General features: G+C 68.0%; 20 protein-coding genes and 4 tRNA genes. 9 read left to right on the top strand and 15 right to left on the bottom strand.

What is annotated here, in order from left to right; all coding sequences use genetic code 11:
• Positions 1 to 9: 9 nt before the first annotated feature.
• From recJ to ACVCL9_RS05135, 3 genes are read right to left on the bottom strand one after another with little or no spacing between them, the layout of a single operon-like run.
• On the bottom strand, positions 10 to 1722 hold the full coding sequence (gene recJ, locus ACVCL9_RS05125; protein WP_447098869.1) for a single-stranded-DNA-specific exonuclease RecJ: 1713 nt from the start codon (positions 1720 to 1722) through the stop codon (positions 10 to 12).
• The gene (locus ACVCL9_RS05130; protein ID WP_447098868.1) at positions 1719 to 2639 is read right to left on the bottom strand and encodes a phosphoglycerate mutase; all 921 of its coding nucleotides are present in this window, start codon (positions 2637 to 2639) and stop codon (positions 1719 to 1721) included. The genes recJ and ACVCL9_RS05130 overlap by 4 nt, the downstream gene beginning before the upstream one ends.
• 4 nt (positions 2640 to 2643) lie before the next feature.
• On the bottom strand, positions 2644 to 4557 hold the full coding sequence (locus ACVCL9_RS05135) for an ABC-F family ATP-binding cassette domain-containing protein (RefSeq protein WP_447098867.1): 1914 nt from the start codon (positions 4555 to 4557) through the stop codon (positions 2644 to 2646).
• 203 nt (positions 4558 to 4760) lie between these two features.
• On the opposite strand from ACVCL9_RS05135, the gene ACVCL9_RS05140 reads away from it, so the two are divergent.
• The 5 genes from ACVCL9_RS05140 (at position 4761) to ACVCL9_RS05160 (ending at position 8794) form a co-directional block, all read left to right on the top strand.
• Positions 4761 to 5126: a hypothetical protein gene (locus ACVCL9_RS05140; protein WP_447098866.1), complete on the top strand. Its 366-nt coding sequence runs from the start codon at positions 4761 to 4763 to the stop codon at positions 5124 to 5126.
• A 95-nt stretch (positions 5127 to 5221) separates the two neighbouring features.
• Positions 5222 to 6271, top strand: coding sequence for an agmatine deiminase family protein (locus ACVCL9_RS05145; RefSeq protein ID WP_447098865.1), 1050 nt, complete (start codon positions 5222 to 5224; stop codon positions 6269 to 6271).
• 120 nt (positions 6272 to 6391) lie between these two features.
• Complete coding sequence (locus ACVCL9_RS05150; RefSeq protein ID WP_447098864.1) at positions 6392 to 7282, top strand: carbon-nitrogen hydrolase; 891 nt, start codon at positions 6392 to 6394, stop codon at positions 7280 to 7282.
• Between the two features lie 134 nt (positions 7283 to 7416).
• Positions 7417 to 8649, top strand: coding sequence for a TraB/GumN family protein (locus ACVCL9_RS05155; protein ID WP_395118546.1), 1233 nt, complete (start codon positions 7417 to 7419; stop codon positions 8647 to 8649).
• Between the two features lie 58 nt (positions 8650 to 8707).
• Positions 8708 to 8794: transfer RNA gene (locus ACVCL9_RS05160), tRNA-Leu, on the top strand.
• Positions 8795 to 8866: 72 nt separating this feature from the next.
• Here ACVCL9_RS05160 and ACVCL9_RS05165 read toward each other — a convergent pair.
• The 10 genes from ACVCL9_RS05165 to ACVCL9_RS05210 form a co-directional block, all read right to left on the bottom strand.
• Positions 8867 to 8940 (bottom strand) — tRNA-Cys (locus ACVCL9_RS05165).
• A gap of 92 nt (positions 8941 to 9032) precedes the next feature.
• Positions 9033 to 9108, bottom strand: a tRNA-Gly gene (locus ACVCL9_RS05170).
• 142 nt (positions 9109 to 9250) lie between these two features.
• Positions 9251 to 9326 (bottom strand) — tRNA-Gly (locus ACVCL9_RS05175).
• 37 nt (positions 9327 to 9363) lie between these two features.
• A complete protein-coding gene (gene pgsA / locus ACVCL9_RS05180) occupies positions 9364 to 9960 on the bottom strand; it encodes a CDP-diacylglycerol--glycerol-3-phosphate 3-phosphatidyltransferase (protein ID WP_395118548.1) in 597 nt (198 codons plus the stop codon).
• 72 nt (positions 9961 to 10032) lie between these two features.
• Positions 10033 to 11874, bottom strand: coding sequence for an excinuclease ABC subunit UvrC (gene uvrC / locus ACVCL9_RS05185; RefSeq protein WP_447098863.1), 1842 nt, complete (start codon positions 11872 to 11874; stop codon positions 10033 to 10035).
• 47 nt (positions 11875 to 11921) lie between these two features.
• A complete protein-coding gene (gene kdsB / locus ACVCL9_RS05190) occupies positions 11922 to 12698 on the bottom strand; it encodes a 3-deoxy-manno-octulosonate cytidylyltransferase (RefSeq protein WP_447098862.1) in 777 nt (258 codons plus the stop codon).
• 63 nt (positions 12699 to 12761) lie between these two features.
• On the bottom strand, positions 12762 to 14072 hold the full coding sequence (gene aroA / locus ACVCL9_RS05195; RefSeq protein ID WP_447098861.1) for a 3-phosphoshikimate 1-carboxyvinyltransferase: 1311 nt from the start codon (positions 14070 to 14072) through the stop codon (positions 12762 to 12764).
• Positions 14069 to 15157 carry a prephenate dehydratase gene (pheA, locus tag ACVCL9_RS05200; protein ID WP_395118556.1) on the bottom strand — a complete coding sequence of 363 codons (1089 nt, stop codon included), beginning with the start codon at positions 15155 to 15157 and terminating at the stop codon, positions 14069 to 14071. The genes aroA and pheA overlap by 4 nt, the downstream gene beginning before the upstream one ends.
• A gap of 66 nt (positions 15158 to 15223) precedes the next feature.
• A complete protein-coding gene (gene serC, locus ACVCL9_RS05205; RefSeq protein WP_447098860.1) occupies positions 15224 to 16309 on the bottom strand; it encodes a 3-phosphoserine/phosphohydroxythreonine transaminase in 1086 nt (361 codons plus the stop codon).
• A gap of 69 nt (positions 16310 to 16378) precedes the next feature.
• Entirely contained in the window at positions 16379 to 17146 is a 768-nt protein-coding gene (locus ACVCL9_RS05210; RefSeq protein ID WP_447098859.1) for an FHA domain-containing protein, read from the bottom strand.
• Between the two features lie 80 nt (positions 17147 to 17226).
• On the opposite strand from ACVCL9_RS05210, the gene ACVCL9_RS05215 reads away from it, so the two are divergent.
• Together ACVCL9_RS05215 and infA are read left to right on the top strand one after the other, a co-directional pair.
• The gene (locus tag ACVCL9_RS05215) at positions 17227 to 17502 is read left to right on the top strand and encodes a polyhydroxyalkanoic acid system family protein (protein WP_395118562.1); all 276 of its coding nucleotides are present in this window, start codon (positions 17227 to 17229) and stop codon (positions 17500 to 17502) included.
• A 98-nt stretch (positions 17503 to 17600) separates the two neighbouring features.
• Positions 17601 to 17819, top strand: a complete 219-nt coding sequence (gene infA, locus ACVCL9_RS05220; RefSeq protein ID WP_007081871.1) for a translation initiation factor IF-1 — start codon at positions 17601 to 17603, stop codon at positions 17817 to 17819.
• Positions 17820 to 17906: 87 nt separating this feature from the next.
• Here the strand turns inward: infA and clpA are convergent, their stop codons facing one another.
• Positions 17907 to 20177 (bottom strand): ATP-dependent Clp protease ATP-binding subunit ClpA, encoded by a 2271-nt coding sequence (gene clpA, locus ACVCL9_RS05225; RefSeq protein ID WP_447098858.1) that lies wholly within the window; start codon positions 20175 to 20177, stop codon positions 17907 to 17909.
• A gap of 65 nt (positions 20178 to 20242) precedes the next feature.
• A complete protein-coding gene (clpS, locus tag ACVCL9_RS05230; protein ID WP_395118566.1) occupies positions 20243 to 20569 on the bottom strand; it encodes an ATP-dependent Clp protease adapter ClpS in 327 nt (108 codons plus the stop codon).
• A 118-nt stretch (positions 20570 to 20687) separates the two neighbouring features.
• Between clpS and ACVCL9_RS05235 the strand changes: the two genes are divergently transcribed.
• Both ACVCL9_RS05235 and mnmA read left to right on the top strand, forming a co-directional pair.
• A complete protein-coding gene (locus tag ACVCL9_RS05235) occupies positions 20688 to 21173 on the top strand; it encodes an NUDIX hydrolase (protein ID WP_447098857.1) in 486 nt (161 codons plus the stop codon).
• A complete protein-coding gene (gene mnmA / locus ACVCL9_RS05240; protein ID WP_447098856.1) occupies positions 21170 to 22318 on the top strand; it encodes a tRNA 2-thiouridine(34) synthase MnmA in 1149 nt (382 codons plus the stop codon). Before ACVCL9_RS05235 ends, mnmA begins: the two co-directional genes overlap by 4 nt.

Raw genomic sequence — 22318 nt, forward strand, 5'->3', positions numbered from 1 at the left:
CATTTCCGATCAGGCGGGCTCGATGTGCCGCAGCAGCAGGCGCGGCGTCTCGCGACCCTGCCAGTCGTTGATGGTCAGCTCGTAGGCCGTGCGCAGCCGAGGCGGCGGTGGCTGGCCGTCATAGGCATTGAACATCACCGCGTCGTGCACGGCGCCATCGCGCGGGTCGCGCAGTTGCAGGCGCAGATGGGTCTCACCCATCACCTTCCAGCCGGCGCAGTCGAACAGGTTGTCGAACAGCGGTTCGGGGAACGCCTGGCCCCATGGGCCGGCGGCGCGCAACTGGCGGGCCAGCGCCAGCGTGGCGGCGCCGGGCGGCAACTCGCCGTCGGTGTACAGCACCGCCTGCAGCCGCTCGGGCTCGATCAACTCGCGCGCGACCGCGTCGAAGGCGGCGGCGAAGCGCGGGTAGTCGGCGGCTTTCAGGCTCAGCCCGGCAGCCATTGCGTGGCCGCCGAAGCGTTCGATCAGGCCGGGCTGGCGGGCGTCGATCACGGCCAGCGCGTCGCGGATGTGGAAGCCCGGGATGGAACGGCAGGAACCACGGAGGTTTTCGGTGTCGTCTTCGCTGGCCGGGGCGAAGGCGATCACCGGGCGGTGCAGCCGCTCCTTGAGTTTCGAGGCGACCAGGCCGACCACGCCGGCATGCCACGACGGCTCGAACAATGCCACGCCGATCGCATCGAGCGGCCCCAGGCCAGCCACCATCACCTCGGCCTCGGCCACCATCGAGGCCTGCAGGTCGCGCCGCTCGCGGTTGATCGCGTCGAGCTGCTCGGCGTAACGGCGCGCCTGTGCCACGTCGTCGGTGAGCAGGCAGGCCACGCCCAGGCGCATGTCCTCCAGGCGCCCGGCCGCGTTCAACCGCGGCCCGACTGCGAAGCCGAGATCGCTGGCGCACAGCGTGGTCAGGCTGCGCCTGCCCGCTTCGACCAGCGCGGCGATGCCGGCGCAGGCGCGGCCGCTGCGCATGCGCTGCAAGCCGGCCTCGACCAGCACGCGGTTGTTGAAATCCAGCGGCACCAGATCGGCCACCGTACCCAGGGCGACCAGGTCGAGCAGCACCGACAGGTCGGGTTTCGCCGCGCCGAAAGCGCCCTGCTCGTGCAACTTTGCACGCAGGGCGAGCAGCAGGTAGAACATCACCCCGACACCTGCCAGCGCCTTGCTGGGGAACGCGTCGCCGGCGAGATTCGGATTGACCATCGCATCACACGCCGGCAACCGCTCGCCGGGCAGGTGATGGTCGGTGACGATGACCTTGATGCCGCGCGCCTGCGCCGCCGCCACGCCGGCCACGCTGGCCACGCCGTTGTCGACCGTGACGATCAGCTGCGGGGTGGGCTGCATCGAGGCGACGAAGGCCGCGCTCAGCCCGTAACCGTGCACGAAGCGGTTCGGGATCGCGTAATCCAGCCGCCGCGCACCGAGCAGACGCAGGCCGCGCACGGCCACGGCGGTGCCGGTCGCGCCGTCGCAGTCGTAGTCGCCGGCGATCAGGATGGTCCAGTCATCGCGGATCGCCTCGGCCAGCAGTTCGACCGCCTGCGCCATGCCGCCCAGCAGTTGCGGCGACAGCATCCGCGCCAGCCGGTGCTCGACCTGGCCGGGTTCCAGCACGCCGCGCGCGGCGTAGACCTGCTGCAGCACCGGGTGCACCGCATCCGGCCAGCCATGCGGCGTGCCCCGGCTTTCGCGCCGACGCAGCTGCAGCACGCTCAACGCCCTGCCCCGCGCCAGAAGCGCCAGCGATGAGCGGGTTTGTGCAGCCAGCGTTCGCCGCTGGCGAAATGCAGCGTGACGGGCTGGCGTTCGAGCAGCGGCTGCAGCAGCGGCCACCAGCGCGAGGCCAGCTCGTGCGCCGGCAGATCCTGCAGGTCGATCAGCCAGCCGGCACCCGCGGCTGCGACCGCATCGGCCGTGCGCAACGGATGCGCGATGCCGGCACGCGCGGCCAGTGCGCGCAGCAGCAGGTCGTCGCTGACCACGCCGGCCAGGGCACTGGTCGGCGGCGCGGGCAGGCGTCCGCCGCCCCACAGCCACAGACTGTTGACCAGCGATTGCCCGCGCATCCGTCGTTGCGCATTGAGCGGATGCTGGTGCAGCAGCACCTGGATGTCGTTTTGCAACACGCGCCAGCGGCGCCCGTGCGCGCCCTGCGGCAGGTGCTGCGCGAGGTCCTCGCCCAGCGCCTGCGATGGCGCGGCCAGGCCGGGCAGCGGCGTATCGGCCGGCAGGCGCAGATGCCAATGATCCGGGGTGGAAATCTCCAGTTGCATGCCGGCGTCGTCGAACACCGGCCGCAGCGTTTCGGCCAGCGCCTGCGCCTCGTCCAGGCCCAGGCCCATGCGACCGCAGGCCAGCAGGCGTACCCCGTTCATGTCCGGCTGCACCCAGGCCGGGTCGGCCGACAGCCACAGCGCATCGCCCGCGTCGCCGGCGAGAAACTGGCGGGTGATCGCCGCCGCGGGCACGTGCGCCTCGACGCCGGTGAAATGCCCGCCGAGGCCATCGAGATAACCGACGCCGCCATCCGCCAGGCGGTCGGCGCGCGGGAGCCACGCGTGCAGCGGATGGGTCGGCTCGACGTGCGCCAGCGAGGGCAGCCACAGTTGCAGCGACGGCTCCGGTTTGGACATCTCTTCAGGCCTCCAGTTGCTCGACCAGCGCCAGCCACTCGTTTTCCAGCGATTCCTTCTCGCCGCGCAGCTGCGCCTGGCGCTGGCCGATGCGCATCATTTCGCTGGTCGGGCCGTTGTAGGTGGCCGGGTCGGCCAGTTGCGCCTCCAGCGCGGCCAGCTCGGTATCGATGCTGGCGGTGCGCGTCTCGATCTTCTTCACCCGCTGGCGCGCGGCTTTTTCCTCGTCACGCTGGGCGGCAGTCTGGCGCCTGTGCTCCTCCGGCGAAACCTCCACCACCTTGGCCACCACCGGCTTGGCCGCCTTCTTGTTCGCGGCAGTGCGGGTCTTCAACCAGCGCGCGTAGTCGTCCAGGTCGCCGTCGAACGGCGCCACCTCGCCGTCGGCCACGCGCCAGAAGCTGTCGCAGACCATGCCGAGCAGATGGCGGTCGTGAGAAACCAGCACCAGCGCGCCGTCGAAATCGGCCAGCGCGTCGGCCAGCGCCTCGCGCATGTCCAGGTCGAGGTGGTTGGTCGGTTCGTCCAGCAGCAGCAGGTTCGGCTTGTCCCACGCGATCAGCGCCAGCGCCAGGCGTGCGCGCTCGCCGCCGGAGAAACCGTCGACCGACTCGAACGCGCGGTCGCCGGCGAAATTCCAGGTGCCGAGAAAATCGCGCATCACCTGGGTGGCCACGCCCGGCGCCTTGTCCAGCAGATGGTCGAGCGGGCTCGACCCTTCGCGCAGGCTTTCCACCGTGTGCTGGGCGAAGTAGCCGATCTTCAAGTCCTTGTGCACCTTGCGCTCGCCGCCGAACGGTTCCAGCTCGCCGACCAGGGTCTTCACCAGGGTGGATTTGCCGGCGCCGTTCGGGCCGAGCAGGCCGATCCGTTCGCCCGCCTCGATGCTGAAGCGCACGTCGGCGAGCACGATGTTCGCCACTTCGTCCGCGTGCGTGGAAGGATCGGCCAGGTAGCCGGCGGTGATGCCTTCCAGCTGCAGCATCGAATCGGGCAGTCGCCCCGGCGCGGGAAACTGGAAGCTGAAGGGGCGCTCGGCGCGTACTGCCTCGGTGCCGGCCAGCTTCTCCAGCCGCTTCATCCGCGACTGCGCCTGCTTGGCCTTGGTCGCCTTGGCCTTGAAGCGGTCGATGAAGGACTGCAGGTGCGCGCGCTCGGCCTGCTCGCGCTCGTGCGAGATCTGCTGCTGGCGCAACTGCTCGGCGCGCAGGCGCTCGAACGCGCTGTAATTGCCGGTATAGAGCTTGGCCTTGCCGTCGTTGAGGTGCAGTGTATGGGTGATCACGCCATCGAGGAACTCGCGGTCGTGCGAGATGATCAGCAAGGTGCCCTGGTAGCGACGCAGCCATTCTTCCAGCCACAGCACGGCGTCGAGGTCGAGGTGGTTGGTCGGCTCGTCCAGCAGCAGCAGGTCGGACGGGCACATCAGCGCACGCGCCAAGTTCAGCCGTCCGCGCCAGCCGCCGGAAAATTCCTGCACCGCGCGCTCGTGCGTTTCCGGGGGAAAGCCCAGGCCATGCAGCAGGCGGCCGGCGCGGGCGCGGCCGTCGTAGCCGTTCAGTTCCTCGATGCGGTGATGCGCCTTCGCCATCGCCTCCATGTCACCGCGATCGCCGGCTTCCGCTTCGTCGTTGATGGCGGCGGCCAGTTCCTCGTCACCGGCCAACACGTAGTCGATCGCGGCGTCCGGCAGCGCCGGCGTCTCCTGCGCCACCGAGGCCAGCCGCAGCTTGCCCGACATCTCCAGCTCGCCCGCATCGCTCTCCAGCCTGCCCTGCAGTGCGGCGAACAGGCTGGATTTGCCGCAGCCGTTGCGGCCGATCACGCCAAGGCGCCAGCCGCTCTGGATCACCAGGTCGATGTCGGAAAGCAGCAAACGACTGCCGCGGCGCAGGGCGAAATGTCGAAACGAAATCATGGAATGGGCGAGTCCTGCCCGCGCAAGCGGGCACTGCAGCCGCCCATGATAACGGCGATGGCGCACTTGCCGCTGTCTTGTCGATCAGGATGCCGGCCGCAGCGAATGCCCAATCCATCGCAATCGCAGCGGCGCGGCATGGCGTAACATGGCGCGGTCTGCTACAACGACGCCGCATACAGCCTTGTATGGAGAGGGGAGCCATGGTCAAGTTCACGAGCCGTTTGCCGATCGCCATCCTGCTGGCCGCTGCCGCCGGCCTGGCCGTGCCGTCGGCAGCCAGTGCAGCGCAGTCGCGCGAACATGGCGACAGCCTGCTGATCCACCGCGTGCAGCAGGAAAAAGGCATGAACCTGCCCAGCCGCGGGCTGAGCATGGCCCAGGTCGAGAAGACCTGGGGTGCGCCGCAGCGCAAGTTGTCGCCGCGCGGCGGGGACACGGCGAAGCACCCGCAGATCAACCGCTGGGAATACTCCAACTTCATCGTGTACTTCGAGCACAGCCACGTGATCCATTCGGTGCTCAACACGCCCGCGGGCAACAACACCGACCCGTCCGCGGTCCACTGATCCCTTTCACCCAGACGCGGCCCGTGGCGACGCGGGCCGCGTCTGCGTTTGCCTGCGCTTTACAATAGGCGGCCCATCTGCACGAGAACCCCGCCATGACCGACTCCACCCTGCGCCTGCCGGCGGAATGGGAACCCCAGGCCGCGGTACTGATCGCCTGGCCGCATGCCGGCACGGACTGGGCCGAACGCCTGGACACGGTGGAATCCACCTACGTGGCGCTGGCCGCCGCGATCACGCGGTTCCAGTCGCTGATTGTCGTGGTCGCGGACGCCGCGCTGCGCGGGCACGTGCAGTCGCAACTGCACGGCGCCGGCGTGGACCCCGCGAAGGTCCGCTTCGTCGAGCTGCCCTACGACGACACCTGGCTGCGCGACTCCGGCCCGATCACGCTGAAGCATGGCGACACCGCCGATTCTGGACGATATTTCCAGCTCACTGATTTCCGCTTCACCGGCTGGGGCGGCAAGTTCGGCGCCGAACAGGACGACGCACTGGTCGCCGGCCTGGTCGACGCCGGCGTGTTCGGTCACGCCGCACACCAGCGTATCGACTGGGCGCTGGAAGGCGGCGGCATCGAGAGCGACGGCGCCGGCAGCATCCTCACCACCTGGCGCTGCCTGGTGCAGCGCCATCCCGAGCAGTCGCGCGAGGAGATGAGCGCGATCCTGCGCGACAGCCTGCACGCCGACCGCGTGCTGTGGCTGGATCACGGCTACCTCGAAGGCGACGATACCGACGCCCACATCGACACCCTCGCCCGCTTCGCCCCCGGCGAGCGCATCGTGTTCCAGGCCTGCGACGATCCCGTCGACCCGCATCACGACGAGCTGCAGCGCATGGCTGCCGAGCTGGCCGCGCTGCGCACCGCCGATGGCCGGCCGTACCAACTGTATCCGTTGCCCTGGGCCCGGCCCATCCTGGACGAGGGCCGTCGGCTTGCCGCCTCCTACGCGAACTACCTGATCGTCAACGGTGCCGTGCTGGTGCCTGCCTACGGCGACAAAGCCGACGACGAAGCCGCGCGCATCATCGGCACCGCACACCCCGGCCGCGAGGTGGTGCAGATTCCCTGCCGCCCGCTGATCTGGCAGAACGGCAGCCTGCACTGCATCACCATGCAACTGCCGGCCGGGATGATCTGAGCGGCTGCCTCGACCCAGGGGGCAAAGCGCGGCGCAGGCCGGCCGTTGCCGCCCCACGCACAACCGCGACGACGCGCTTCGCTACACTAGCGTGTCACGCCACAGGCGGCAGGAACCATCATGACCCGCAAGACCCTCAAGGTCGCGCTGCTGCAGGAAACCGACCGCGGCAGCCGCGACGCCAACCTGGATGCGATCGAGACCGGCCTGCGCGAAGCCGCCGCTGCCGGCGCCGAACTGGTGCTGCTGCAGGAGCTGCACAACGGCCCCTACTTCTGCCAGCGCGAATCGGTCGAGGTGTTCGACCAGGCCGAGAGCATCCCCGGCCCCGGCACCGAGCGCATCGGCAAGCTGGCTGCGGAACTGAAGCTGGTGGTGGTCGCCTCGCTGTTCGAGCGCCGCGCCGCCGGGCTGTATCACAACACCGCCGTCGTCTTCGACCGCTCGGCGGCGATCGCCGGCGTCTACCGCAAGATGCACATTCCGGACGATCCGGGCTTCTACGAGAAATTCTACTTCACGCCCGGCGACCTGGGTTTCGAACCGATCGACACCTCGGTCGGCCGCCTCGGCGTGCTGGTGTGCTGGGACCAGTGGTATCCGGAGGCGGCGCGCCTGATGGCGCTGGCCGGGGCCGAGCTGCTGCTCTATCCGACCGCCATCGGCTGGGATCCCACTGACGAGCAAGCCGAGAAGGACCGCCAGCGCGACGCCTGGATCACCGTGCAGCGCGGCCACGCCGTGGCCAACGGCCTGCCCCTGCTCGCCTGCAACCGTACCGGCTTCGAAACCGATCCCGCCGACGCGACCTCGGGTATCCAGTTCTGGGGTTCCAGCTTCGTCGCCGGACCCCAGGGCGAATTCCTGGCCCGGGCGGGTACCGATGCCCGCGAATTGCTGCTCGCGGAAGTCGACCTGGGCCGCAGCGAGAACGTGCGCCGGATCTGGCCGTTCCTGCGTGACCGCCGCATCGACGCCTACGCCGACCTGCTGAAGCGCTTCCGTGACTGAGCCTTTGCGATCATCCTTGATCGCGAAGATCAAAAAGCGGCCAGCCATGGCCGCAGTTTCAAGTTTTGGCTTGTGCCACAGGGGCGTCACCCCCATTCATGGCTTCTCTCCCCGTTGACTGGCGTGCCGTCCGCATGAGTGTTCCCGAAACCGCAGTCGCCCCGCCGGCAGCCCTCGAAGGACAGCCGCTGGAGCGCGTGCAGCGCGATGGCGTCGAGTACGTGGTGCTGGGCACCGCCCACGTCTCGCGCAGCAGCAAGGAAGCAGTCGAGGCGCTGCTGGCCAGCGAGCATTTCGACGCGGTGGCGGTGGAGCTGTGCGAAAGCCGCGCGCAGGGCATGCGCGATCCGGAAGCGTTCAAGCAGATGGACCTGTTCCAGGTGATCCGCCAAGGCAAGGCCGGCATGGTCGTCGCCAGCCTGGTGCTGTCTACCTTCCAGAAGCGCCTTGCCGAGCAGTCGGGCATCCAGCCCGGCGCCGAGATGAAGGCAGCGATGGACGGCGCCGAGGCGCACGACGTGCCGCTGTGGCTGATCGACCGCGAAGTCGGCACCACGCTGAAACGCGCCTGGCGCAGCGTGGGTTTCTGGCAACGATTCGGCCTGCTCGGCGGGCTCGCCGCCAGCATCTTCGAGCGCAACGACATCGCCGAAGACGAAGTGGAAAAGCTCAAGCAGAGCGACCTGCTGGAAAGCGCCTTCAGCGAGTTCGCCAGCGGCTCGAAGCCGCTGTATGAAAGCCTGATCGGCGAACGCGATGCCTACATGGCGGCGCGACTGCGCGAGGAAGCCGCGCACACGCCGTCGGACGAGCCCCGGCGCGTGCTGGTGGTGATCGGCGCCGGCCATCTCAAGGGCCTGTGCACGCTGCTGCGCGAGCAGCACGAAGACCCGGCGCGTACCGTTGCCGAACTGGCGCAGACCCCGCCCAAGGCACGCTGGCCGAAATGGGTCGCCGCCGGCCTGGTGCTGCTGGTGTTCGCCGCCATCGCCTGGGCATTCCACCGCAATGCGGCGCTGGGCACGCAGGCGCTGATGGCGTGGATACTGTTCACCGGCGGCTTCGCTGCCCTGGGCGCGGTGGCGGCCGGCAGTCATCCATTGAGCGTCGCCGCCGCTTTCGTCGCCGCCCCGATCAAGCCGTTCCGCCCCGGCATCCCCGCCGGCGGCATCAGCGCGATGGCCGAAGCCTGGGTGCGTCGTCCACGCGTGGCGGATTTCGACAGCCTGCGCGAAGACATCGTGCACTGGACCGGCTGGTGGAAAAACCGCGTGGCGCGCACCCTGCTCAACTTCATCCTGGTCAGCGTGGGCACGCTTATCGGCGAGTACAGTGCCGGCTTCCACATCGTCAAGAGCCTGTTCTGACCCGCGTGCTAGCATTCGCGCCGCTGCGCGCGGCGCCCTTCGCGGCGAGCACACTCCGGCCCGGGTGGCGAAACTGGTATACGCAAGGGACTTAAAATCCCTCGGCCGCAAGGCCATGCGGGTTCGACCCCCGCCCCGGGCACCAGCCACCGCCAGACAGCAAAAAGCCCGCCGATGGCGGGCTTTTTGTCGGGCTGCCGTGACAGCCGCGATGCAATGGAGGCCTAGGTCGGAATCGAACCGGCGTACGCGGATTTGCAGTCCGCTGCATGACCACTCTGCCACCAGGCCGTTGCTTGATGCACGCGATCATCGTGACACGGAGATGATCGCATATTCCCCGGAAAACAAAACCCCGGCGATCCGGGGTTCCGTGCAAATCCTGGAGCGGGAAACGAGACTCGAACTCGCGACCCCGACCTTGGCAAGGTCGTGCTCTACCAACTGAGCTATTCCCGCATCGGAGCCGCAAATGATAGCAGAACCAGATCGCTTGTGAATAGCGCCCGGCCCTCCCGCGTGCGTCCCTGCGCCATGGCTGATGGCCGGAAACGACAAGGCCCTGAACGAGTCAGGGCCTTGCGTCGCCACGGGCGAAATCTGGAGCGGGAAACGAGACTCGAACTCGCGACCCCGACCTTGGCAAGGTCGTGCTCTACCAACTGAGCTATTCCCGCATCGGAGCCGCGCATTCTAATACGTGAAACGGTGTCGTCAAGTCGGTTTGCCCGAGGCGTCGTCGCGCAGCATCGGCCAGGCTGCGCGCAGGTAGTACAGCCCGGACCAGATGGTCAGGATGCCGGCGATCACCAGCAGTCCTTCGCCGATGTGATACAGCCGCAGCGCCGTGGCTTCCTTCTCGTGCTGCACGATGAGCACCACCAGCGCCACCATCTGCATCACGGTCTTCAGCTTGCCGATCATGGCGACTTTCACGGTGGCGCTCATGCCGATCTTGGCCATCCATTCGCGTAGCGCCGACACGCTGATCTCGCGCCCGACGATGACCGCCGCGGTCACCGCCATCAGGATGCCGGACCAGCCGCTGCTCGGATGCGACTGCACCAGCAGGAACAACGTCACCGCCACCATCAACTTGTCCGCCACCGGGTCGAGAAAGGCGCCGAACGCCGAGGTGAGCTTCATCCGCCGGGCGAGATAGCCGTCCAGCCAGTCGGTGATGGCGGCCAGGATGAACACGATGGCGGCCGTGATGTTGTGGCCACGGAACGGCAAGTAGAACACCACGACCATCACCGGCAGCAATGCCACGCGGAAAAGGGTCAGCCAGGTCGGCAAATTGATGCGCATGGTTCGTCCTGAGGATTTGTTGCAGTTTCGCACGCCGGCATGCCGCTGCCACGTGATGGTACCTGCCGGCATTCAGCCATGCAGGCTGGCATAGATTTTCTCGGCCAGGTTTCGGTCGATGCCCTTCACCTGCATCAACTCCTCGACGCCGGCTGCCTCCACGCCCTGCATGCCGCCGAAGGCCTTCAGCAGCAACGACCTCCGCCGCGCCCCGATGCCCGGGATGTCCTCCAGCACGCTGCGCTCGCGCGCTTTCTCGCGCCGCTTGCGATGGCCGCTGATGGCAAAGCGATGCGCCTCGTCGCGCACCGCCGCGACCAGGTGCAGCGCCGGCGAGGACGAGCCGGGATGCAGCTCGCGGCCCACGCTGCCCGCCTCATGTCGCGCCAGCACCAGGGTTTCCTCGCCGGCGCGGCGGCCCGGCCCCTTGGCCACGCCGACCACCTCGATGCCGTCGACACCCAGGTCGCACAACACCTCCAGCGCCTGTGCCACCTGGCCGCTGCCGCCATCGATCAGCAGCACGTCGGGACGCACGCCCTCGCCTTCGGCCACCTTGCGGAAGCGTCGGGTCAATGCCTGGTGCATGGCCGCGTAATCGTCACCGGGCGTGATGCCGGCGATGTTGAAGCGGCGGTAGTGCGATTTCTCGGGGCCTTCCGGGCCGAATACCACGCACGACGCTACCGTGAGCTCGCCCATGGTGTGGCTGATGTCGAAACATTCGATCCGGCGCGGCATGCTGTCCAGCCCCAGCACCTTCTGCAGATCGTCGAAACGCGTGCCCAGCGTCTGCCGGCTGGCCAGCCGCGCGGTAAGCGAAGCCTGGGCATTGCGCTCGGCCATCTGCAGGAACTGCGCACGATCCCCGCGCACGCTGGACTTCAGTTCCACCACATGACCGGCGTGCTGGCCCAGCACCTCGGCGAGGAGGGCCTGGTCGGGCAGCGCCATGCCGAGGATCAGCTCGCGCGGCACCGGCCGGTCCAGGTAGTACTGCGCGATGAACTGCGCCAGCACGTCCGCCGGCGTGGCGTCCAGCGGCAGCCGCGGGAAGAAATCCCGCGTCCCCAGGCTGATGCCGTTGCGGAAGAACAGCACGCTGACGCAGGCCATGCCGGCCTCGATGCGACAGGCGAGCACGTCCATGTCGGCGCTGGCTCCGCGCACGTGGTGCTGCGCCTGCAGCTGGCGCAGCGCGGCGACCTGGTCGCGCAGTTTCGCGGCACGCTCGAACTGCAGCGACTGGCTGGCCTGCTCCATCGCCGTGGCCAGTTCGTCGATCACCGCGTTGCTGCGCCCTTCCAGGAACATCTCGGCATGGCGTACGTCCTCGCGATAGTCCTCGACGCTGATCAGCCCCACGCACGGCGCGCTGCAGCGGCCGATCTGGTACAGCAGGCACGGGCGCGTGCGGTTGCGGAAGTAGCTGTCCTCGCACTGGCGCACCTTGAACAGCTTCTGCATCAGGTTGAGGCTTTCGCGCACCGCATGGGCGCTGGGGTATGGCCCGAAATAACGACCCGGCAGGTTCTTTGCGCCGCGGTGGAAGGCCAGCCGCGGATAGTCCTCGCCGCTGGAGAGGTAGATGTAGGGATAGCTCTTGTCGTCGCGCAGCAGGATGTTGTAGCGCGGCTTGAGCGACTTGATCAGCTGCGATTCCAGCAGCAGCGCCTCGCCCTCGGTACGCGTCACCGTGATCTCGACGCGGGCGATCTGCGCCACCATCGCGGCGATGCGCGCCTCTGTCGGCGGCTTCAGGAAATAGCTGCCGACGCGCTTCTTCAGGTTGCCGGCCTTGCCCACGTAGAGCAACTCGCCGGCCGCGTCGAAGTGGCGGTAGACGCCCGGCGAAGTGGCGAGCGTACGGACGAAGGCCTTGCCGTCGAAGGGGGGCGGTTGCGGGGACTGCATGGAGGGATTCTAGCGGCAGCGGATGGCGACGTTCCCGATATGGAGCCTCACCGGTGTGAGCGCAACCACAGCTCGGCGCGTTCCAGATCCGCCTCGGTATCGATGCCCGGGGGAAACGGCTCGGGTGTCAGCCGCACCGCGATCGCGTGGCCGTGCTCGAGCACGCGCAACTGCTCCAGCGATTCGGTCTGTTCCAGCGGCGTGCGCGACAACTGCGTGTAGCGACGCAGGAACCCGGCCCGATAGGCATAGATGCCGATGTGGCGCAGGAACGGCGTGCCGGACGGCAGCGTGTGCCGATCCGTCGCGAACGCATCGCGCGCCCACGGCATCGGCGCACGGCTGAAATACAGCGCGCGCCCGTTGCCGGTGCGCACCAGTTTCACGACGTTAGGATCGAACAGCTCCTCGGCGTCGATGATCGGCGTGGCCAGCGTGGCCACCGGCGCATCGTCACCGGCCAGCGCCTGGGCGACGGCGCGGATGCCGGCGGCCGGCGCGAACGGTTCGTCGCCTTGCAGGTTGACCACGATGCTGTCGTCGGCCCAGCCAAGCTGCTCCGCGCACTCGGCCAGCCGGTCGCTGCCGGAGGCGTGGTCGCGGCGGGTCATGCAGATCTGCACCTCGCGCTGGCCGGCCAGCGCCTCGGCGATGCGCTCGTCGTCCACCGCCACCACCACGCAGCTGGCGCCGGCTTGCAGTGCGCGCTGCGCCACGCGCACGACCATCGGCACCCCGCCGATGTCACGCAGGGGCTTGCCCGGCAGCCGGGTCGAGCCATGCCGGGCCGGGATGGCCACGATGAACGAGGGGGAAAGCGACATCGGTCAATCCTTGGGGTGCGCGCCGGCGCGGACGATCACGATACAACGAGTGCCGCGCCAGGTTCAGCACGCCTCGCGCAGGGCAAACCCGCAGCCGTTGGCCAGCTCACGGAAGCCGGGGAACGAGGTGGCCACGTGGCGGCAGTCGTTGATCCGCACCGGCCCGGTCGCGCGCAAGCCGGCCACCGCGAAGCTCATCGCGATGCGATGGTCGGTGAGGCTTTCCACCGTGCCGGCGCCGATCGGGCCGCCGTCGATGACCGCGCCATCCGGGGTCTCCTCGATCGCCACATCCAGCGCGCGCATGCCCGCCGCCATGGTGGCGATGCGGTCGGATTCCTTCACCCGCAACTCGGCCGCGCCGCGGACCACCGTGCGTCCCGACGCCGCGGCAGCAGCGATGAACAGGATGGGGAGTTCGTCAATCATGTCCGGCACCAGCGCGACGGGCAACTCGATGCCATGCAACGGCGCATGGCGGACCACCAGGTCGCCCACCGGCTCTCCGCCGGCCTCGCGTTCCCGCTCCACCACGATGTCCGCGCCCATCAGGCGCAGTGCCTGCAGCAAGCCGGTGCGGCGCGGATTGAGGCCTATCCCCGGCAGGCGCAGCTGCGAACCCGGCACGATGCTGGCGGCAACCAGGAAGAATGCCGCCGACGAGAAGTCCGCCGGCACCTCGACGTCGACCGCACGCAAGGCGTGGCCACCGTCGAGCCGGACACGACCCGGCGTGAACTCGATCGGCCACCCGAACGCGGCCAGCATGCGTTCGGTGTAGTCGCGGGTCGGGTGCGGTTCGAGAATCTCGCTCGTGCCTTGCGCATACAGGCCGGCCAGCAGCAGGGCGGACTTCACCTGGGCGCTGGCCACCGGCAACTCGTAGCGGATGCCGCGCAGGGTGTTGCCGCCGTGAAGCCGCAGGGGCGGCAGGCCGTCCTGGCTGTCGATGCGCGCGCCCATCCGCGCCAGCGGGTCGGTCACCCGGCGCATCGGTCGCTTCGACAGCGAAGCATCGCCCACCAGCACGCTGTCGAACGCCTGCCCCGCGAGCAAGCCAGCGAGCAGACGCATGCCGGTACCGGCATTGCCGCAGTCCAGCGGCTGCGTGGCGGCATGCAGGCCGTGCAGGCCGACGCCGTGAATGACGCGTTCACCCTCCGTCGGGATTTCGATGCGCACGCCGAGCTGGGCCAGTACCGCGGCCGTGGCGCGCGTGTCCTCACCCTCGAGAAAGCCGCGAATATGCGAACGCCCCTCTGCGATGGCCGCCAGCATCAGCGCCCGATGCGAGATCGACTTGTCGCCCGGCACGGCGACGCTGCCGTGCAAGGGACCAACTGCGCCGCTGAGCCAGTCCAGCCGTGCGCTCAAGGCAAGGCCACCGGGTAGGAGCCGAGCACGCGAATCGACGCGGCCGACTCGCCGATGTCGCGCACGGCGGCCTGCAGCGCATCGTCGTCAATGTGGCCGGACACATCGATGAAGAATGCGTACTGCCACTTGCCGGTGTGCGCCGGGCGCGACTCGATCCGGTTCAGGCTGATGCCATGCTTCGCGAACGGGCTGAGCACGTCGTACAGTGCGCCCGGCTTGTCGTTGACCGTGACCAGCAGCGAGGTGCGGTCGTTGCCCGAGGGCGGGAACAGCGTGCGGCCGATCACCAGGAAGCGCGTGGTGTTGTCGGCGCGGTCCTCGATGCCCTGCGCCACCGTCTTCAGCCGATAGACCTTGCCTGCGCTTTCGCCGGCGATCGCCGCGACATCATCGGCATGCAACGCCAGCCGAGCCGCCTCGGCATTGCTCGACACCGCGATGCACTCGACGTCGGGCAGGTTGATGCGCAACCAGGTTTTGCACTGCTGCAGCGACTGAGCATGTGCGTAGATGCGATGCACGTCTTCCAGCCTGCCGCTGCGCGAGTGCAGGCACTGGTGCACGCGCAGCTCGATCTCGCCGCAGATGGTGGCCTCGGAAGTGAGGAACATGTCCAGCGTCACCTGGATCATGCCCTGCCCCGAGTTCTCCACCGGCACCACGCCGAAATCGGCGTGCCCGGCGGCGACCTCCTGGAACACTTCCTCGATGCTGCCCAGCGGCAGGCCGTAGGCGGCATGGCCGAAATGCTTGCGCACGGCCTGTTCGCTGAAGGTGCCCTCCGGGCCGAGGAAGCCGATCTTCAACGGGTCTTCCTGCGCCAGGCAGGAGGACATGATCTCGCGGAACAGGCGCACCATCTCGGCATCGGACAGCGGCCCCTGGTTGCGGTCCACCACCATTCGCAGCACGTGCGCTTCGCGCTCGGGGCGGTAGTAGTCGATCGCCGAAAGCCCCTCGCCCTTCACCTTCGCCACCGTGCGGGCATGGTTGGCGCGCTCGGAGATGAGCTGCTGGATCTGCCGGTCGATGCTGTCGATGCGCTCGCGCATCTCGCTAAGCGGAGTCTTGGGGTCGTTCATGCCTTGGCCGTCTGGATGGAAAGAAGTCCATTTGCACGCGAGCATCCCATGCTCCGCGAATGATGTTCAACCATGGCGCGTGGCGAAGTCGCGCATGAAAGCGACCAGCGCCTCGACCGCCTCCAGCGGCACGGCGTTGTACAGCGATGCGCGCATCCCGCCCACTGCCTTGTGCCCCTTCAGCGCAAGCAGCCCGGCGGCCTCGGACTCCTGCAGGAATGGCGCATCCAGCGCACTGTCATGCAGGGTGAATGGCACGTTCATGCGCGAACGCGCGGCCGGCTCCACCGGATTGCGGTAGTAGCCGCCGGAGCCGTCGATGCTCGTGTACAGCAAGTGGGCCTTGGCGCGGTTGGCTGCGCCCATCGCGGCCAGCCCGCCCTGCGCCAGCAGCCACTGGAAAGTGAGCCCGGCAAGATACCAGCCCCAGGTGTTCGGGGTGTTCAACATCGAGTCGGCCGCGGCATGGTCGGCATAGCGGAAGATCCGCGCCATCGGCCGGCCCGCTCGTTGGAGCAGGTCGCGACGGATGATCATCAGCACCAGTCCGGACGGGCCGATGTTCTTCTGCGCACCGGCATAGACCAGGCCGAATCGGCGCACGTCCAGTGGCGCGGACAGGATGTTGGAGGACATGTCCGCGACCAATGGCACCTCGCCTGTCTCGGGCACGTCGGGGAACTCCACGCCGTGGATGGTTTCGTTCGGCGTGTAGTGCACATAGGCGGCGCGCGGATCGAGCTGCCAGCTTTCGCGCGGCGGCAGCTGCCGATAGCCGGCGGCCTTCGCGCTGGCGGCCACGTTGACCCGCACGTACGGCGCTGCCTCGCTGATCGCCTTGGCACTCCAGTGGCCGCTGTCGATGTAGTCGGCGCTTTCCCCCTCGCCCGCCAGGTTCATGGGGATCTGGGCGAACTGCTGCGTCGCGCCGCCCTGCAGAAACAGCACGGCATGGTCAGCAGGGATACCCACCAGCGCGCGCAAGTCCGCTTCGGCCTGCGCGGCCATGGCGATGAAGCGCTTGCCGCGATGGGACTGCTCCATCACCGAAGCGCCGCTGCCCTGCCAGTCGGTCAGCTCGTCGCGGGCGCGTTCGAGCACGGCCAGCGGCAGCGCGGCGGGACCGGCACTGAAATTCCAGACTCTGCTCACGGGGTTTCCTGCGGCGTCGAGGTTGTTCCGCATTATGCCGCGGCGCAACATGCTTTCGTCAACCAGTGCTCAGAAGCGCACCAGCAGCACCAAGGCGATGGCCAGCGCCAGCGCGGCAGCCGTGGCGATCAGCCACCACACCTCGCCGGAAGGCCCGGCCGCTGCCTCGGGCAAGGGCGTCGCCCGCGGCGCGGATTCGACCGGTTCCGGTTCGGGTTCCATGCCGGGAGCCTCGAGTACGAAGCGGTGCATCGCCACGCCAATCTGGTCGCCGTCCTGCAGCGCCACGCATTGCGTCGCGACGCCGTTCACCCGCAACGGATGCCGCGCCGAGGGCAGGGTCGACTCCAGCATCAGCCGGCCCTCCTGCCAGCCGATGCGCAAGCCCACCGCCTCGCCCGCCGGCAGGCCCGGCAGGCAACGGCCGGCGGGACCGAACTCAAGCCCATCCTGCACTGGCAGCAGCCGCCCGGACAGCGGCCCGGCGACCGCGCGCAGCGCCACGATGCAGCGTTCGTGCGCCGGGACCTGGCGCGGCTCACGCAGCGCGGGATCGTCGTCGTCGCGCAGCAACATGCGGCAATCGCCGATGCTGACCACGTCGCCCGGACGCACCAGCGCACGCTCGCGCACGGGCCTGGCGTTGACGTAGATGCGGTCGGCCGAGGGCAGCACCTGGAGCACCCAGCCGCGACGATCCTGCTCGATGCGAACGTGCCGCGCGGCCGCCTGGCCGGCGGCCAGCACCAGGTCATTGGCGGCGTCGCTGCCGATGCACAGTCGCGCCTGCGTCCAGCGGAAATCCTCGCGAGCGGCATTGGGAAATTCGATGCGCATGGCGTGCCAGGTCGATCAATCGCGAGACTCTACCATGCGCCTGCATCGCAGTAAGATGGCCGCTTTGCCGGAAGCATGCCATGCCGAGCATCCATATTCGCCGCGCCCACCAGTTGTCGATCGCCGAGGCCCGCGCCCGCGTCGAGCAGGTGGCCGCGCGCATGCACGAGAAGTTCGGCCTGGCCGGCGACTGGCAAGGCGACACCCTGGGTTTCTCGCGCCCCGGTGTCACCGGTTCCATTGCCGTGGAGCGCGAGGCAATCGACGTGCAGGCGAGGCTGGGCATGATGCTGACGCCGCTGACCGGCATGATCGAACAGGAGATCCGGCGCAAGCTGGAGGAGCTGTTTGCCTGAACTTGCGACGGCCTTGATGATTCTTTAACCACGCCGCCATTCGTGGCATAATCGACGGCTTACGCAGCCATCTCGGCTGCGCGTGAAGCCCGGGACATATGGCCAAAGACGACGTCATCGAAATGGAAGGCACGGTCCAGGAGACCCTGCCCAACACCATGTTCCGCGTGCAGCTGGAGAACGGTCACGTGGTGATCGCGCACATCTCCGGGCGCATGCGCAAGCACTACATCCGTATCCTCACGGGCGACAAGGTCAAGATCGAGATGACCCCGTACGACCTGAGCAAGGGACGCATCACCTACCGCATGAAGTAGGCGGCCCCGACGGGATCGACGTACCGATATGACAAAAGCGGCGCATGGCGCCGCTTTTGCGTTGTGGAGCCAGCCCTCAGCGGGCCGTTACTCAACGATGGCCGGGAGCTTGGTGACGGCCTTGCACTCCACCTTCAGTTCGCCGTCGGCCACGCTCAGCTTGACCACGCCGCCGTCGACCAGCTTGCCGAACAGCAGCTCGTCGGCCAGCGCGCGCTTCACCTTCTCCTGGATCACCCGCGCCATCGGCCGTGCGCCCATCTGCGGGTCGAAGCCGTGCTCGGCCAGCCAGCGGCGGGCGTCGGCATCCACGTCCAGGCTCACCCGCTTCTCGGTCAGCTGGCTTTCCAGCTCGATCAGGAACTTGTCGACCACGCGCAGGATGTGCTCGAAGTCGAGCGCGGCGAACTGGATGATCGCGTCCAGCCGGTTGCGGAACTCCGGCGTGAAGATGCGGCGGATCACTTCCATCGCGTCCGATTCGTGCTTCTGCTCGACGAAGCCCATGCTGCGCCGCGCCGCGATCGCCGCGCCCGCGTTGGTGGTCATCACCACCACCACGTTCTTGAAGTTCGCCTCGCGGCCGTTGGTGTCGGTCAGCACGCCGCGGTCCATCACCTGCAGCAGGATGTTGAACACGTCCGGATGCGCCTTCTCGATCTCGTCCAGCAGCAGCACCGCGTGCGGGTGCTTGGTCACCGCCTCGGTCAGCAGGCCGCCCTGGTCGAAACCGACGTAGCCCGGAGGCGCACCGACCAGCCGCGACACCGAATGCCCTTCCATGTACTCGGACATGTCGAAACGGATCATCTCGATGCCGAGCTGCATCGCCAGCTGCTTGGTCACCTCGGTCTTGCCCACGCCGGTGGGGCCGGCCAGCAGGAAGCAGCCGATCGGCTTGGACGGGTCGGCCAGGCCCGAGCGGGCCATCTTGATCGACGCGGCCAGCGCCTCGATCGCCGGGTCCTGCCCGAACACCACCATCTTGAGGTTGCGCTCGAGGTTGCGCAGCACGTCGCGATCGGAGGCGGAGACCTGCTTCTCCGGAATCCGCGCCATCTTGGCCACGATGTACTCGACTTCGCTGACGTCCACGGTACCGGTGCGCTTGTCTTCCGGCAGCAGTCGCTGGCGTGCGCCGGCCTCGTCGATCACGTCGATCGCCTTGTCCGGCAGCAGCCGGTCGGGGATGTGCTTCACCGACAGGTCGACGGCCGCCTTCAGCGCGTCGTTGGTGTAGGCGACATGGTGGTGTTCCTCGAAGCGCGAACGCAGGCCCTTGAGGATCTCCACGCTGTCGGCCACGGTCGGTTCGACCACGTCGATCTTCTGGAAGCGGCGGGCCAGCGCACGGTCCTTCTCGAACACGCCGCGGTATTCCTGGAACGTGGTCGAACCGATGCAGCGCAGTTCGCCCGAGGCCAGCATCGGCTTGATCAGGTTCGAGGCATCCATGGTGCCGCCCGAGGCGGAGCCGGCGCCGATGATCGTGTGGATCTCGTCGATGAACAGAATCGCACCGGGCTGCTTCTTGAGCTGCGCGATCACGCTCTTCAGGCGCTTCTCGAAATCGCCACGGTACTTGGTACCGGCCACCAGGGCACCGAGATCCAGCGCCCAGATCGTGGCGCTCTCCAGCACCTCGGGCACTTCGCCGTCGACGATGCGCTTGGCCAGGCCCTCGGCCAGCGCAGTCTTGCCCACGCCGGCCTCGCCGACATACAGCGGATTGTTCTTGCGCCGGCGGCAGAGCACCTGGATGGTGCGCTCGATCTCGTCGGCGCGCCCGATCAGCGGGTCGATCTTGCCTTCCAGCGCCAGTTCGTTGAGGTTGCTGGCGAACTCGTGCAGCGGGTTGCCCTTGGGCTCGCCGCCCTCCTCGCCCTCGCGCTCGCCGCCGGACACGCCGGCGGCCGGCTCGTCGCCGATCTTGGCGATGCCGTGCGAGATGTAGTTGACCACGTCGAGCCGGGTGATCTCCTGCTGGTGCATGAAGAACACCGCATGCGAATCCTTCTCGCCGAAGATCGCCACCAGCACGTTGGCGCCGGTAACCTCCTTTCGGCCGGACGACTGCACGTGGTAGACGGCGCGCTGCAGCACCCGCTGGAAGCCCAGCGTGGGTTGCGTGTCGCGCTCGTCGCCCGGCGGCAGCACCGGCACCGTCTCGCCGATGATGCGGGTCAGCTCGCCGGCCATGCGCGGCAGGTCGACGCCGCAGGCGCGCAGTGCGCCGAGCGCCGACTGGTTCTCCGTCAGCGCCAGCAGCAGGTGTTCCACCGTCATGAACTCATGACGCTGTTCGCGGGCCTGCTTGTAGCAGTGGCCGATGGTGACTTCCAGATCCTTGCTGAACATTCGGATCGTCTCCGCTAGCTTGTTGGGCGGCCTTCAGCGCCGCGATGGGCACGAAATGGGGGCGTTCAGAGCTTTTCCATAGTGCACAACAACGGATGCTGGTGCGAGCGGGAATACTCGTTGACGTGGGTGACCTTGGTTTCTGCCACTTCCCGCGTGAACACGCCGCACACGCCGCGTCCGCGGGTATGCACGTGCAACATGATTTGCACCGCCTGTTCCTGGTCCAGGGTAAAGAAATTGCGCAGCACCTCCACCACGAAATCCATCGGTGTGAAATCGTCGTTCAGCAGCAGCACCTGGAACAGCGGCGGTCGTGCCACTTCCGGCTTGGCGGTTTCCAGCGCCAGGCCGCGGCCGCTGTCTTGTTCGTGTTCGTTTTCGTTGGCCATGGTGTCGTGGGAGGCATTCGCTTTCGGTTGAAGTATACGCCGCCGCCAATCGTGCCCGGCGCGTCGGCGTTTACTGCAGGTAGTGGCACAATGGACACTTTTCCACCCCTGAATTTTCATGGCCGACCCCACGCCCCGCCCCGAGATCTGGCGCCCGCACGTCACCGTTGCGTGCGTGGTGGCTGAGGCCGGGCGCTACCTGATGGTGGAGGAGGAGGTTGCCGGCCGACTGGTCTGCAACCAGCCGGCCGGGCACCTGGAGGACGGCGAAACGCTGGCCGCCGCGGCCGTGCGCGAGACCCTGGAAGAAACCGGCTGGACGGTCGAGCCGCAGCACCTGATCGGCGTGCAGCAATGGCGCAGCAGCGAGCACGGCGAGGCAGTGATCCGCTTCAGTTTCGCCGCCCGGGCACTCGGGCACGACGCCGATCGGCCGCTGGACACCGGTATCCGCCGCGCCTTGTGGATGACTCGCGACGAAATCGCCGGCCTCGGCGAGCGCCTGCGCAGCCCGCTGGTGCTGGCCAGCATCGACGCCTGGCTGGCCGGCCAGCGACTGCCGTTGGCCAGCCTGAGCTGGGTGCCGGGAGGGTCGCGCGGATGAAGGTGATGCTGGGCGTCTCCGGCGGTGTCGATTCGTCGGTGGCTGCCCTGTTGCTGCAACGGCAGGGCCACGAGGTCGAAGGCCTGTTCATGCAGAACTGGGAAGAGGACGACCGCGACGGTCCGTGCACCAGCGACGCGGACCGCAAGGACGCGGTGGCGGTCTGTGGCCGCCTGGGCATCCCGTTCCACGCGCGCAACTTCGCGGCGGAGTACTGGGATGGCGTGTTCGAGCACTTTCTTGCCGAATACCGCGCCGGCCGCACACCCAATCCGGACGTGCTGTGCAATCGCGAGATCAAGTTCAAGACCTTCCTCGACGAGGCTCGCATGCTCGGCGCGGAAAAGATCGCCACCGGCCATTACGCCCGCGTCGATTGCGTGGACGGACGCCACCGGCTGCTGCGGGCGACGGACGCGGCCAAGGACCAGAGTTATTTCCTGCATGCGCTGGGCCAGCAGCAACTGGCCGCCACGCTGTTTCCGCTGGGCGGGATCGAGAAGCCGCGCGTGCGCGAACTGGCCCGCGAGGCGGCGCTGCCGACCCATGCGAAGAAGGATTCCACCGGCATCTGCTTCATCGGCGAGCGCGACTTCCGCAGCTTCCTGGCGCAGTACATTCCCGCACGGCCGGGCGAGACGCGCACGCCCGACGGCCGGCGGGTCGGCGAACACCAGGGCGTGATGTATTACACCCTGGGCCAGCGCAACGGACTCGGCATCGGCGGCCGGCATGGCGCCAGCGGCGAGCCGTGGTTCGTGGTGGGCAAGGACGTGGCGGCCAACGTGCTGATCGTCGCCCAGGGCGGCGAGAACCACTGGCTGCTGTCGCGGCGATTGCATACCGAGGCACCACACTGGATCGCCGGCGAGCCGCCGGGCACCGAGTTTCGCTGCACGGCGCGCACGCGCTACCGTCAGACCGACCAGGCGTGCTCGGTCAGCGTCGGCGAGACCGGTCTTGCCGTCACGTTCGATGTGCCGCAGCGTGCCGTCACGCCGGGTCAATCGGTCGTTTTCTACGCTGGCGAGGTCTGTCTCGGCGGCGCGGTGATCATGGCAACCGATGCCGCCTACGGCGGCTTGCTGCCAGCCTTCACCCTCACCACCACAGCGCAACTCAAGGAATCGCAAATCCGTGTTTGA

The organism is Rhodanobacter sp. UC4438_H5 (assembly GCF_052978405.1).